The sequence below is a fragment of the Croceifilum oryzae genome (assembly GCF_030814315.1).
Taxonomy (GTDB): Bacteria; Bacillota; Bacilli; order Thermoactinomycetales; family Thermoactinomycetaceae; genus Baia; species Baia oryzae.
Map to the genome: position 1 here is coordinate 75948 of NZ_JAUSUV010000011.1, position 12521 is coordinate 88468.

Consider the following 12521-nt stretch of genomic DNA (forward strand, 5'->3'; position numbering starts at 1 on the left):
CCTCTTTATTACGGGTATACTAAGGGTGACATAATGAAGAGGAGGCGGTTTTTTTATGCGTATCATTCTTGCATCCGATCATGGAGGCACACGTTTGAAAGAAGAGTTAAAAGGCCTGCTAGCGGATCTACATATGGAGTTTGAAGACATAGGATGCACATCCGATCAGTCAGTTGACTATCCAGACTATGCAGAACCAGTTGCTAAGCGGGTTGCCAAAGGTGAGTTCGATCGTGGCATCTTGATTTGTGGTACAGGCATTGGGATGTCGATTGCGGCTAATAAAGTAAAGGGGATTCGTTGTGCTGTGGTAAGTGACGAATACTCTGCCCGTATGAGTCGTGAACATAATAATGCCAATGTGTTAGCGCTGGGTGAACGTGTCGTAGGTGGAGACTTGGCAAAATCGATCGCACAAGCTTGGTTGACAACCGAATTTGCTGGGGATCGTCATCTTCGTCGGGTAAATAAAATCGCCGAACTCGAAAGAGCCGAGGAGCTATGACAGAGGCGATTTATGAACAAACCAAACAAGTAGTCCAGTCGTTCATTCAAGCTGCCGGACTTCGTAAGAAGCATTTGCTTGTCATCGGTGTTAGTACTAGCGAAGTGATTGGAAAGCAGATTGGAACAGGGGGAAGCGAACAAGTAGCGGCAGAGATATTCTCGGCTGTGCGAGATTTGCAAAAGGAGCATGCATTTCAACTTGCTTTTCAGTGCTGTGAACACTTAAATCGTGCCTTAGTGATGGAGAGGTCTACTCAAGAACGAACTCATTATCCCGAAGTATCCGTAATTCCAGTCCCTAATGCAGGTGGAGCTATGGCTTCCTACGCCTTTCACCATCTACAAGACCCCGTGCTTGTCGAAACCGTACAAGCGGATGCAGCGATTGATATTGGTGATACGCTAATTGGCATGCACTTAAAACCAGTAGCCGTCCCCATTAGACCCGTCCAGCGTACCATCGGCGAGGCTCATGTCACCATGGCGATCACTCGTCCCAAACTAATCGGTGGAGCACGTGCGGTCTATGTGTTAGAGAGATAGAAAATCAATGCTGTCAGATAAATGTTCCTTTGTTAAAATAGAGTGAATGGCTTTTGATCAGAAGGGGGAAACGCGCGGTGGAATACTTAAAAAATCAAGACCCAGAGTTAGTAGAGGCAATGCAAGCAGAGTTACATCGTCAGCAACACAATATCGAGCTGATTGCTTCTGAAAACTTCGTCAGCCCTGCAGTCATGGAAGCAATGGGGAGTATTTTAACGAATAAATACGCAGAAGGATATCCGGGCAAACGATACTATGGCGGTTGCGAGCATGTCGACGTCGTAGAAAATTTAGCTCGCGATCGTGCGAAGAAATTGTTCGGTGCCGAGCATGCGAACGTTCAGCCACATTCAGGTGCACAAGCCAATATGGCCGTTTATTATGCAATGTTGGAGTATGGCGATACCGTTCTAGGCATGAATCTGGCTCACGGTGGTCATCTCACCCATGGGAGCCCTGTTAACTTCTCAGGGAAGCTATATAACTTCGTTGCTTACGGAGTAGATGAAAATACCCACCGCATTAATTATGAGGAAGTGCGCAAAGTAGCGCTAGAGCATAAGCCAAAGTGCATCGTTGCCGGAGCGAGTGCGTATCCACGTATCATTGATTTTGCTAAGATGCGTGAGATTGCGGATGAGGTAGGCGCTATCTTTATGGTGGATATGGCCCATATTGCCGGACTCGTTGCTACAGGTCATCATCCAAATCCAGTTCCTTATGCGGATTTTGTGACGACTACGACTCATAAAACGCTACGTGGACCACGTGGAGGGATGATCCTCTGTAAAGCGGAGTATGCACAGAAAATTGATAAAGCGATTTTCCCAGGTATCCAAGGTGGCCCTCTTATGCATGTCATCGCTGCAAAGGCAGTGGCGTTCGGAGAGGCTCTGTCCGAGGATTTCCGTACCTACTCAGGAAACGTTGTGCGGAATGCAAACCGTCTAGCGGAAGGATTAAAAGCAGAGGGACTTAAACTGGTTTCAGATGGAACCGATAATCACCTCGTGTTAATTGACGTGCGAACCGTTGGTTTGACTGGTAAGAAAGCCGAGCACCTGCTTGATGCGATCGGCATTACCACTAACAAAAATACGATTCCAAACGACCCAGAAAGCCCGTTTGTAACTAGCGGTGTTCGGATTGGTACAGCAGCTGTAACCTCTCGTGGAATGGATGAGCAGGCGATGGATGAGATTGCGAAGATCATGGGGCTTGCACTGAAGAACCCAGATGATGAGATGATGCAAAGTGAAGCTCGTCGCCGTGTGGCAGAGTTAACAGCGAAGTTTCCTCTTTATCCAGGGTACAGTGAGTAGGGCATAAGTAGTACGATTTGAGATGAGAAAAACCACTATATTGGGTAGTGGTTTTTCGCACGCATATAGATTGAATGATTTTGGTAAATAATGTAGCTATGATCGAGATAAAGGAGTTTTAAACACATGAGCAACGTCTACGTATTTGATCACCCTTTAATTCAGCACAAATTGAGCATCATTCGTGATAAAAGTACAGGAACCAAAGAATTCCGTGAGCTAGTCGAAGAAGTAGCGATGTTGATGGCTTATGAAATCACACGCGACCTACCGCTTCGGGAAGTGGAAATCGAGACGCCTGTCACCACAGCTACATGCCAAGTGCTTGAAGGTAAAAAGATTGGACTTGTTCCCATTCTTCGTGCCGGACTCGGGATGGTAGATGGTGTGCTTCGCCTAATTCCAGCAGCTAAAGTAGGACACATCGGACTTTATCGTGATCCAGAGACACTAAAAGCAATCAATTACTATGCCAAGATGCCATCAGACATCGGCGAGCGAGAGCTAATTGTGATTGATCCAATGCTAGCAACAGGCGCTTCTGCCGCGGCCGCCATCCAACAAATCAAAAATATGGGTGCCAAGCATATCAAGTTTATGTGTCTCATCTCTTGCCCTGAAGGCATTGCTCATCTACAAGAGGAACATCCAGACGTAGATATATATGCCGCGGCAGTGGATGAAAGGCTAGATGAAAAGAGTTATATCATCCCTGGACTAGGGGATGCAGGCGATCGTCTATTTGGCACGAAATAATTCTTGAAACCTTTCACGTAAACTTAATAATTTTTTCGTGTTTTTTGAATACGATAGTGAGGGCATGGATGTCAAGGAATCTGCGATTTAATAAAGGAGCCATTCCCAGAAACTTTTATATGATTGGCTGAAGAAAGCGTTGACAATCATCGGATGGTTCTATTAGTATAAGCATGGGAAACGCCTGAAATCACACTACCCACAGATTCCATATTTACTATAAAAATATGGGGGATGAATTGTGATGACAAAGAAAAGGAGCCCCTTGCATGCATTTGCATTGGTCGGTTCATTGGGTATGGAAGTGATTCTGACGACAGTAGGTGGGGCTTATCTTGGGAAGTATCTCGATACATACTTTCACACCAAACCTACCCTACTCATCATTGGGGTGTTTATCGGGTTAACCGCTGGTTTTGTAGCGGCGGGGTACACGTTACGAGCATTTATAAAGGATTGACCTCCACATGGAATCCACAACAAAACCCATTTACTACCGTGTAGTGATGATCACACTTGTGCTATTCATCACACTCTTAGCTTTTTGGCTCCTTACTCCTCACAAACGTTTACTAGCTGGCGTTACCTTAGGCCTTTCTGTTAGTTTGTACAATTTTCTCCACCTCGCAAGAAGAGTGAGACTTGCAGGCGAGTCTGTTATTGAAACAGGTACAGCCCGTAGGGGTCTTGGATTTATCCAAAGGATACTTATGGTCACTTTTGCTGTGTTGATCGCGGTGCGATTTCCAGAGCAAATCGATGGCAGAGGAATCGCTTTAGGAGCACCAGTTTGCTATATCCTCTCTCTTTTTGTATATCTCACACTACCAGCCAACCGAAAAAGTTGATCCGAAGAAGGGGGTGAAACAACAAAATGGAGCTAACCCCACAAGTCACAGTAGCAGGCCTAAAGTTCGACCTAACGATTATCTTAGGAACGATCATTGCGGCTGCCATTGTATTTGGGCTGATTTACTTTGCAACTCGAAAAGTGAGCATGGTTCCCCGTGGACTCCAAGCAGGGATTGAGATTTTAATCGATATGATTCGCGGTATCACAGGGATGACCTATGACAATAAGCGAGCAGAGAAATTTCTGGCCTTTTCCTTTACGTTGTTCTTGTTTGTTTTAGTTGCAAACCAACTTGGTGTCATCTTGATGATCACGGGAGAAGTTCATGATCCAATTCCATGGTTAGGGATTACAGAAGAGACACTGAAGGAACATCATGGAGCTGCGCATGTGGCGTTTCTGAAGTCACCGACAGCGGATATTGGCTTTGCCTTCACCATGGCGATCTCTGTAGCACTTTTCGCGAACTTCGTAGGAATTAAGAATGGTATTGGTTCTTGGCTAAAACCATTCATGAATCCGCTTCATTGGATCGAGGAAGTCTCGAAACCGGCTACTCATGCAATGCGTTTATGGGCGAACATCTTCGCGGGTGAGGTACTCATTACCATCCTGATGACGAAGTTCCCGCTTTATGTAACATTTGTTCCTGTCGCGGTTTGGATTGCCTTCTCGTTATTCGTAGGAATCATCCAGGCGTATATTTTTACCGTATTGGCTAACGTCTATATCGGACAAAAATATGCGGGCGGACACTAATCCTTACCCGTAATGCGTAATGAATGAAAATATAAACTTTCGACCTTTTAAGGAGGAAATATTAATGTCTATTCTAGCTGCTTCTATCATGATCGGTCTTGCTGCACTTGGTGCTGCGATTGGTAACTCGAACCTTTTTGCTAAATACATCGAAGGAATCGCTCGCCAACCAGAAGCTCGTGGTACTTTGTTTGGTCAAACGATGATCCTTTTCGGTTTGATTGAGGCACTTCCTATCATTGGTGTAGCTTTCGGTATCCTATTGCTGTTCAAAGTAATTGGTGTTTAATTGTAACTGTAAAAAGACTGCATTCTGCGGGGGGAGTATGATCGCCCCGCTTTATTTTCAATCCGGAAGGAGTGACTAGTCGTGAGCTTTAGTGGTCTAGGAACCAGCTTAGTGCAATTAGCAATCTTCTTCATCCTGATGTTTTTGGTTTCCAAATATGCTCTGCGCCCATTATTGGCTACGATGAATGAGCGTACCAATCATATTGAAGGTCAAATTTCTGTTGCAGAAACGAACCGTGCAGAAGCAGAAAAACTAGTCGCTGAACAAAAAGAATTGTTGATCGCGACTCGTGCGGAAGCAAAAGAAATTATCGATCGTGCCAAAGCTCAAAAAGAGGTTGAGGCAGATAAGATCATGGATAAAGCGAAGTCCCAAGCAGACCAAATGCTTGCAGAGGCGAAGAAAGAGATTGAGCTAGAAAAAGTGAAAGCTTTAGCTAGCTTACGTGAAGAAGTTGGCGCATTAAGTGTTCAGTTGGCTGAGAAGTTGGTTGGCGAAACCTTGGATCAAAAGAAACAAGCAAACCTTGTGAATGCTTATCTTGACCAAGTAGGACGATTACAATGAGTTACGTAATCGTTGCGAAACGCTACGCCAGTGCACTGTATCAAGTAGCCAACGAAAAAGGTCTTGTCGATGAAGTCGGTAGAGACCTTCAATTGATCAGTGAAACACTTATAAAAACGCCTGAATTTATAACATTATTGCAATCTCCAAAGGTAGCTCTTGAGGAAAAGAAAGAACTGATCTCAAGCGCATTTACCCAAGTTCAATCCATCACGAATAACTTCCTTCATGTAATCGTAGAGGGTCGTCGTGAAGAGGCGCTAGCGGAAATCTCAAAAGAGTATACGAAGCTAGCAGACGATGCAAAAGGTTTACTAGAAGTTGTGGTTACCTCTGCTTCCGCTCTTGATGATACAGAACGTAATGGAGTAGCAGACGCTTTTACAAAAATCTTGGGAAGACAAGTTCGAATCCAAGAGAAAGTAGACGCAAACCTCTTAGGTGGTTTGGTCGTACAAGTAGGAGATCGTCTGTATGATGGTAGTGTCAAAAACAAGCTGGAACGCTTTCAAGTAGCATTGAAAGAAACCAGAGTCGGATAGATCAATACAAGCGAAGGATTGGGGTGACACTCAATGAGCATTAGACCAGAAGAAATTAGCTCCCTGATTAAGGATCGCATCGCACAATACAGCGCTGATGTAGAAGTGATCGATGTTGGTACCGTAATCCAAGTAGGGGACGGTATTGCTCGCGTACATGGCTTAACCAACGTAATGGCTGGTGAGCTCGTTGAATTTAGTAATGGCGTAATGGGTATGGTATTGAACTTGGAAGAGAGTCAAGTGGGTGTAGTAATCCTAGGACCATTCCAAGAGATCCGTGAAGGAGACCAAGTAAAACGTACAGGTCGCTTGATGGAAGTACCAGTAGGGAAAGCACTACTCGGACGTGTAGTAAACCCACTCGGTCAACCACTTGATGGCAAAGGTCCAATTGAGACAACGGAGTTCCGTCCAATTGAATCGAACGCTCCGGGTGTAATTGATCGTAAATCGGTTAACGAACCGATGCAAACCGGAATCAAAGCAATTGACGCAATGGTGCCAATCGGTCGTGGTCAACGTGAGTTAATCATTGGTGACCGTCAAACAGGTAAAACCACCATCGCGATCGATGCGATCATTAACCAAAAAGATCAAGACATGGTTTGTGTATACGTAGCGATTGGACAAAAACAATCAACCGTTGCACACGTAGTAGAAAAACTACGTCGTCATGGCGCTCTTGACTACACCATCGTAGTAGTAGCAAGTGCATCTGACCCAGCCCCACTCTTGTTCTTGGCTCCATACGCGGGAACTGCTATGGGTGAGTACTTCATGTACAACGGCGGACACGTTCTCTGTGTATATGATGACTTGTCTAAGCAAGCAGCAGCTTACCGTGAACTTTCTCTCTTGCTCCGCCGTCCTCCGGGTCGTGAGGCATATCCAGGGGATGTATTCTACTTACACTCCCGTCTACTAGAGCGTGCAGCGAAACTTTCTGATGAGCGTGGCGGCGGTTCCTTGACAGCCCTTCCATTCATCGAAACCCAAGCGGGAGACATCTCTGCTTACATTCCAACCAACGTAATTTCGATTACAGATGGTCAGATCTTCCTTGAGTCTCGTTTATTCCACTCTGGAGTTCGTCCAGCGGTTGATACCGGTTTCTCTGTATCTCGTGTAGGTGGTTCAGCTCAAATTAAAGCGATGTCTAAAGTAGCAGGTACCTTGCGTCTTGACCTTTCTCAGTACAACGAGTTAGCAGCATTTGCTCAATTTGGTTCTGATCTTGACGATGCAACCCGTGCGAAATTGTCTCGTGGTGAGCGGACCATTGAAATCTTAAAACAGCCTGAGCATCAACCGATGCCTGTAGAGAAACAAGTTGTATCTCTATATGTAGTAACTCGTGGTTATGTGGATGATGTTCCAGTTGCGGATGTTCGTCGTTTTGAATCCGAGCTCCATGCATTCATCGATGCAAACCATGCAGACCTATTTGCAAGCATTCGTGATCGCAAGAAACTGGAAGAAGATATCGAGGCGAACCTAAAAGCAACGATCGAATCTTTCAAAAAGACCTTCGCGGTAACGGTTTAATAAATTGAGAACCTTAACCTTCCTGAGAACTGTAGGGCTACCTAAGTAGTCCTACGGGGATCATGTGAGAAAGGATGGTGAACATACATGGCGGCTAGTATGCGGGATATTAAAGAAAGTATCCGATCCAAGAATAAGACTATGCAAATTACGAAAGCGATGAAAATGGTATCTGCTTCTAAGTTGCGTCGCTCCCAAGAGCAAGCTACAGCGGCTCGTCCTTACGCGGAGAAAATGAAAGATGTAATTATGAGTATTGCATCCGGATCAAGTAACATCAATCACCCGATGATGGTGTCACGTCCAGTTAAGAAGACTGGTTATCTCGTCATTTCTTCCGATCGTGGTTTGGCTGGTGGATACAACAGTAACCTTCTTCGTTTGATGACCAATACGGTTAAAGAGCGTCACGCTTCAAATGATGATTATGTTGTATTCAGCATGGGTCGTAAGGCATTGGACTTTTTCAAAAAGCGTAACACCCCACTGATTAGCAGTATTGTTGGCTTATCAGACAGTCCTCAATTCTCCGATGTAAAAGCCATTGCAAATCAAGCAGTGAATTTCTACGCAGAAGAGAAATTTGATGAGTTGTACATCGTGTACAACGAGTTTGTAAACCCAGTTGTGCAACGTCCTGTTGTCAAACGCCTACTTCCTCTAGCAAGCGATGAACTCGAAGGAGCTTCAAGCAAAACTCCTTATGAATTCGAACCATCAGAAGAAGAGGTTTTAGCGGATTTGTTACCACGTTACGCTGAGACATTGATCTACAGTGCACTTCTTGATGCAAAAGCATCTGAGTTTGCAGCTCGTATGACTGCGATGACCAGCGCAACTGATAATGCAACTGCAATCATTGAACGTCTTACCTTGGAATTTAACCGTGCCCGTCAAGCTGCAATTACCCAAGAGATCGCGGAAATCGTGGGTGGCGTAGCAGCGCTATCTTAGGATTGATGGCACTTATACCTTATATTGATTATTTCCGTCCTGTAACAGGGATTGAAGATAGATCGGTACAAAACGCTAAGGAGGGAATCATATGAACACTGGGCGTATCCTTCAGGTTATGGGTCCTGTCGTCGACGTAAAGTTTGCAGCCGGCAACCTTCCTGAAATCAATAACGCATTGAAAGTGACTCGCGCCGATGGAAGTGAGCTTACGTTAGAAGTAGCTCTTCATCTTGGTGACAACTCGGCTCGTACCATTGCGATGGAATCCACCGATGGTCTTGTTCGTGATATGGAAGTAGTAGACACAGGAGCTGGTATCTCTGTACCAGTTGGTCGTGAAGTTTTAGGCCGGATCTTCAACGTATTGGGTGAGCCAATCGATGAAGCTGGTGTCGTAGAAGCAAAAGAAAAATATGAAATTCACCGTCCAGCACCTAGTTACGACCAACAATCTACACAACAAGAGATGCTTGAAACAGGTATCAAAGTAGTAGACTTGCTAGCTCCATACGCAAAAGGTGGTAAAATCGGCCTTTTCGGTGGTGCGGGTGTAGGTAAAACTGTATTGATCCAAGAACTTATTAACAACATTGCTCAAGAGCATGGTGGTTTGTCTGTATTTGCTGGAGTTGGAGAGCGTACTCGTGAGGGAAATGACCTCTATCATGAGATGAAAGACTCTGGTGTAATCAGTAAAACCGCGATGGTATTTGGTCAGATGAACGAACCACCAGGTGCACGTATGCGTGTTGCTTTGACTGGTTTGACTATGGCTGAGTACTTCCGTGACTCTGAAGGACAAGACGTATTGTTCTTCGTTGATAACATCTTCCGTTTTACCCAAGCAGGTTCTGAAGTATCTGCGCTTCTCGGTCGTATGCCATCTGCAGTAGGTTACCAACCAACTCTCGCGACTGAGATGGGTCAATTGCAAGAGCGTATTACATCCACCAAAACAGGTTCTGTAACCTCGATCCAAGCGATCTACGTTCCTGCGGATGACTATACCGACCCAGCTCCAGCAACAGCATTCTCTCACTTGGATGCAACCACTAACTTGGAGCGTCGTTTGACTCAAAAAGGGATTTACCCAGCGGTAGATCCATTGGCATCTACTTCTCGTATTTTGACTCCTGCTATCGTAGGAGACGAACATTATCGCGTTGCTCGTGGCGTCCAGCAACTATTGCAACGTTATAATGAGCTACAAGATATCATCGCCATCCTTGGCTTTGACGAGTTGTCTGATGAAGATAAATTGCTCGTTCTACGTGCTCGTAAGATCGAGAAATTCCTTGCTCAAAACTTACACGTTGCGGAACAATTTACAGGTCAACCAGGTGTATACGTTCCTGTTAAAGAAACCGTACGTAGCTTCGGTGAAGTTCTAGATGGTAAGCATGATAGCATGCCAGAGGAAGCTTTCTACATGGTCGGAAATATCGACGATGCAATCGAGAAAGCGAAGAAGCTTGGTTGGAAGCCTGGAGCTTAATAGATCCTGATTGAAAACGATTAGGGAGGTGAAGACCTGCTTTCCATTTCGTAAGATGGAAGTGGATTGCAGAGATGTTTATGAGTAAAATTCATCTCGACATCGTAACTCCGGAGAAAAAAGTGTACTCGGAAGACGTAGACATGATCATCACTCGTGCAGCGAACGGAGATATTGGGATTATGCCCAAACATGCTCCGCTCGTTTCTCCTCTTCAGGCTACCATCGTTCGTATTAAGAATGATGGACAAGAAGAAGAGATTGCTGTGAGTGGCGGATTCTTGGAAGTACGTCCCGATCAAGTGACCATCTTAGCTGAATCAGCTGAGACAGCAAGCGAGATCGATAAAAACCGTGCACTACAAGCCAAAGAACGTGCTGAAAAACGGATTCACTCTGCTGAAGGAGATCTCATCCGCGCAGAAGCCGCTTTATTACGTTCAATGAATCGCCTTCGGATTGCGAAATAACGATAATAGATTGTTAAATAAACAGCCCTTACTTTTTGCAAAAGTCAAAGAGTAGGGGCTGTTTTTGCGCTATAATTCCAAGTAGATTTTTGGATTCAATTGAGTTATACTGAATAACATTATTAACGACTACGGGATTTGTTGGCTTTTTTTACCTAATTTCTTTCCCTAAACCAATTTTATTTAGTGAGGTAAAAATAAATGGATTCAACAAAAGAAGGTCAATCCATAGCAAGTGGATGGAAAAGAGAGAGTACTCAACCATCCCTATCAGAAGTGTATCGTTCGATGCCGGTTCCCAAAAACGGGTCATGGTTTCGAAAGATGTTAGCCTTTGTAGGACCGGGTTACCTAGTAGCAGTTGGGTATATGGACCCTGGCAACTGGGCAACAGATTTAGCAGGTGGCTCTTTATTTCACTACGATCTCTTAATTGTAATTCTAATTTCTAACGTAATGGCTATGTTACTTCAAGCATTGGCTGGGAAGCTAGGCATCGTAACAGGACGAGATTTAGCACAAGCTTGTCGGGATCATTTTAGTAAGCCTGTTTCGTTTATTCTCTGGGTTTTTGCTGAGATTGCGATTGCTGCATGTGATTTAGCCGAGTTAGTTGGGACGGCGATTGCGTTAAATCTTTTATTTGGCATCCCACTAATCTATGGCGTGTTGTTAACTGCACTGGATGTTATTATCATCCTTATGTTGCAAAATAAAGGATTTCGTTATATTGAGGCACTCGTCATTTCATTGATCGTAATCATTGGTGGATGTTTCGCTGTTGAATTGTTCCTATCTCAACCGGTCATTTCCGATGTACTAAAAGGCTTTGTTCCTAAGAAAGAGATCGTGACGAACCCTGAGATGTTATACATCGCGATCGGTATCTTAGGAGCAACGGTAATGCCACATAATCTATATCTGCATTCTTCGATCGTTCAGACTCGAAAATACGGAAATACAGTTAAAGAAAAAAAGGAAGCCATTCTATTTTCAACCATTGATTCTACAGTAGCTCTATCATTTGCTCTATTTATCAATGCATCTATCTTGATCCTGTCGGCGGCCACATTTTTTAGTTCTGGTAAGGTAGTAGATGATATTGATCAAGCTTATGAGCTATTAAGTCCACTACTCGGTTCATCAGTGGCAAGTATTTTATTCGGAGTCGCCTTACTAGCTTCAGGGCAAAACTCGACTCTGACAGGTACGTTAGCAGGACAGATCATTATGGAAGGATTCTTGAACATACGCTTAAAGCCATGGCTCAGGAGGCTCATTACTCGTATCATCGCTATTATCCCTGCTGTTATCGTCATTGGATTATACGGAGAAAAGGGAACGATGGAGCTTCTTATAGTCAGTCAGGTAATCTTGTCCTTCCAGTTATCGTTTGCCGTCTTCCCACTGGTGCTTTTTACGAGTGATAAGAAGAAGATGGGCACATTTGTGAACTCTACGGTTACCAAAGTGATTGCATACTTTGTTGCTGCGGTGATAGCGATTCTAAACATTTATTTGTTGGTTCGGACGTTTATTGACTGATAAGATGAGTATTTTCTTTTTCGTAATCTATCATCAGAGGTGTAATCGAGGATCTGTCTATACAATGTATGTGGTTATTCATGCTCCAATAAGCAGATACATTGTGGTCCCACCTCATGTTAACTAGTTAGCAAATGTTCTAAAGGAACTTCTTTCATTAGTCTGATTCGCATGCTAAATTCTGTGGATAAGTTGTGGATAATTAGATGGATTTTGTGGATAAAATAAAAGTGTAAAATAGTTGTTGACTCCTTTTTTGGGACATGATATATTATTACATGTCGCCGCGATACGGTGGCACAAACAAAAAGCAAGTGTTCCTTGAAAACTAAAGAGTGAATGAACCAAGACCTGTTTAATTA

At 44.2% G+C, this 12521-nt stretch carries 15 protein-coding genes; all 15 read left to right on the top strand.

Annotated features, from left to right (window positions below; translation table 11 throughout):
- Window positions 1-55 precede the first annotated feature (55 nt).
- Window positions 56-505: a ribose 5-phosphate isomerase B gene (gene rpiB, locus J2Z48_RS12640; RefSeq protein ID WP_307254051.1), complete on the top strand. Its 450-nt coding sequence runs from the start codon at window positions 56-58 to the stop codon at window positions 503-505.
- Window positions 502-1050: a TIGR01440 family protein gene (locus J2Z48_RS12645; protein WP_307254055.1), complete on the top strand. Its 549-nt coding sequence runs from the start codon at window positions 502-504 to the stop codon at window positions 1048-1050. Before rpiB ends, J2Z48_RS12645 begins: the two co-directional genes overlap by 4 nt.
- Window positions 1051-1127: 77 nt before the next feature.
- A complete protein-coding gene (gene glyA / locus J2Z48_RS12650; protein ID WP_307254057.1) occupies window positions 1128-2375 on the top strand; it encodes a serine hydroxymethyltransferase in 1248 nt (415 codons plus the stop codon).
- Between the two features lie 126 nt (window positions 2376-2501).
- Window positions 2502-3131, top strand: coding sequence for a uracil phosphoribosyltransferase (upp, locus tag J2Z48_RS12655; RefSeq protein WP_307254060.1), 630 nt, complete (start codon window positions 2502-2504; stop codon window positions 3129-3131).
- Between the two features lie 244 nt (window positions 3132-3375).
- Entirely contained in the window at window positions 3376-3591 is a 216-nt protein-coding gene (locus J2Z48_RS12660; protein ID WP_307254062.1) for an AtpZ/AtpI family protein, read from the top strand.
- A 7-nt stretch (window positions 3592-3598) separates the two neighbouring features.
- Entirely contained in the window at window positions 3599-3979 is a 381-nt protein-coding gene (locus J2Z48_RS12665; RefSeq protein ID WP_307254064.1) for an ATP synthase subunit I, read from the top strand.
- A 26-nt stretch (window positions 3980-4005) separates the two neighbouring features.
- Window positions 4006-4743 (top strand): F0F1 ATP synthase subunit A, encoded by a 738-nt coding sequence (gene atpB, locus J2Z48_RS12670; RefSeq protein WP_307254066.1) that lies wholly within the window; start codon window positions 4006-4008, stop codon window positions 4741-4743.
- A gap of 64 nt (window positions 4744-4807) precedes the next feature.
- The gene (atpE, locus tag J2Z48_RS12675; RefSeq protein ID WP_131848284.1) at window positions 4808-5032 is read left to right on the top strand and encodes a F0F1 ATP synthase subunit C; all 225 of its coding nucleotides are present in this window, start codon (window positions 4808-4810) and stop codon (window positions 5030-5032) included.
- Between the two features lie 81 nt (window positions 5033-5113).
- Window positions 5114-5602 (top strand): F0F1 ATP synthase subunit B, encoded by a 489-nt coding sequence (gene atpF / locus J2Z48_RS12680; protein WP_307254069.1) that lies wholly within the window; start codon window positions 5114-5116, stop codon window positions 5600-5602.
- Window positions 5599-6144 carry a F0F1 ATP synthase subunit delta gene (locus tag J2Z48_RS12685; protein ID WP_307254072.1) on the top strand — a complete coding sequence of 182 codons (546 nt, stop codon included), beginning with the start codon at window positions 5599-5601 and terminating at the stop codon, window positions 6142-6144. Before atpF ends, J2Z48_RS12685 begins: the two co-directional genes overlap by 4 nt.
- A gap of 33 nt (window positions 6145-6177) precedes the next feature.
- On the top strand, window positions 6178-7692 hold the full coding sequence (gene atpA / locus J2Z48_RS12690) for a F0F1 ATP synthase subunit alpha (RefSeq protein WP_072335249.1): 1515 nt from the start codon (window positions 6178-6180) through the stop codon (window positions 7690-7692).
- An 87-nt stretch (window positions 7693-7779) separates the two neighbouring features.
- Window positions 7780-8646, top strand: coding sequence for an ATP synthase F1 subunit gamma (gene atpG, locus J2Z48_RS12695; RefSeq protein WP_307254074.1), 867 nt, complete (start codon window positions 7780-7782; stop codon window positions 8644-8646).
- 91 nt (window positions 8647-8737) lie between these two features.
- Window positions 8738-10144: a F0F1 ATP synthase subunit beta gene (atpD, locus tag J2Z48_RS12700; protein ID WP_307254077.1), complete on the top strand. Its 1407-nt coding sequence runs from the start codon at window positions 8738-8740 to the stop codon at window positions 10142-10144.
- An 80-nt stretch (window positions 10145-10224) separates the two neighbouring features.
- Window positions 10225-10614 (top strand): F0F1 ATP synthase subunit epsilon, encoded by a 390-nt coding sequence (locus tag J2Z48_RS12705; protein WP_307254087.1) that lies wholly within the window; start codon window positions 10225-10227, stop codon window positions 10612-10614.
- Between the two features lie 201 nt (window positions 10615-10815).
- A complete protein-coding gene (locus tag J2Z48_RS12710) occupies window positions 10816-12159 on the top strand; it encodes an Nramp family divalent metal transporter (protein WP_307254079.1) in 1344 nt (447 codons plus the stop codon).
- Window positions 12160-12521 lie beyond the last annotated feature (362 nt).

What these genes read in the sequence shown, in the direction of transcription:
- rpiB (WP_307254051.1), top strand. Translation starts at nt 56, where the DNA reads ATGCGTATCATTCTTGCATCCGATCATGGAGGCACACGTTTGAAAGAA.
- J2Z48_RS12645 (WP_307254055.1), top strand. Translation starts at nt 502, where the DNA reads ATGACAGAGGCGATTTATGAACAAACCAAACAAGTAGTCCAGTCGTTC.
- upp (WP_307254060.1), top strand. Translation starts at nt 2,502, where the DNA reads ATGAGCAACGTCTACGTATTTGATCACCCTTTAATTCAGCACAAATTG.
- J2Z48_RS12660 (WP_307254062.1), top strand. Translation starts at nt 3,376, where the DNA reads ATGACAAAGAAAAGGAGCCCCTTGCATGCATTTGCATTGGTCGGTTCA.
- J2Z48_RS12665 (WP_307254064.1), top strand. Translation starts at nt 3,599, where the DNA reads ATGGAATCCACAACAAAACCCATTTACTACCGTGTAGTGATGATCACA.
- atpB (WP_307254066.1), top strand. Translation starts at nt 4,006, where the DNA reads ATGGAGCTAACCCCACAAGTCACAGTAGCAGGCCTAAAGTTCGACCTA.
- atpE (WP_131848284.1), top strand. Translation starts at nt 4,808, where the DNA reads ATGTCTATTCTAGCTGCTTCTATCATGATCGGTCTTGCTGCACTTGGT.
- J2Z48_RS12685 (WP_307254072.1), top strand. Translation starts at nt 5,599, where the DNA reads ATGAGTTACGTAATCGTTGCGAAACGCTACGCCAGTGCACTGTATCAA.
- atpA (WP_072335249.1), top strand. Translation starts at nt 6,178, where the DNA reads ATGAGCATTAGACCAGAAGAAATTAGCTCCCTGATTAAGGATCGCATC.
- atpG (WP_307254074.1), top strand. Translation starts at nt 7,780, where the DNA reads ATGGCGGCTAGTATGCGGGATATTAAAGAAAGTATCCGATCCAAGAAT.
- atpD (WP_307254077.1), top strand. Translation starts at nt 8,738, where the DNA reads ATGAACACTGGGCGTATCCTTCAGGTTATGGGTCCTGTCGTCGACGTA.
- J2Z48_RS12705 (WP_307254087.1), top strand. Translation starts at nt 10,225, where the DNA reads ATGAGTAAAATTCATCTCGACATCGTAACTCCGGAGAAAAAAGTGTAC.
- J2Z48_RS12710 (WP_307254079.1), top strand. Translation starts at nt 10,816, where the DNA reads ATGGATTCAACAAAAGAAGGTCAATCCATAGCAAGTGGATGGAAAAGA.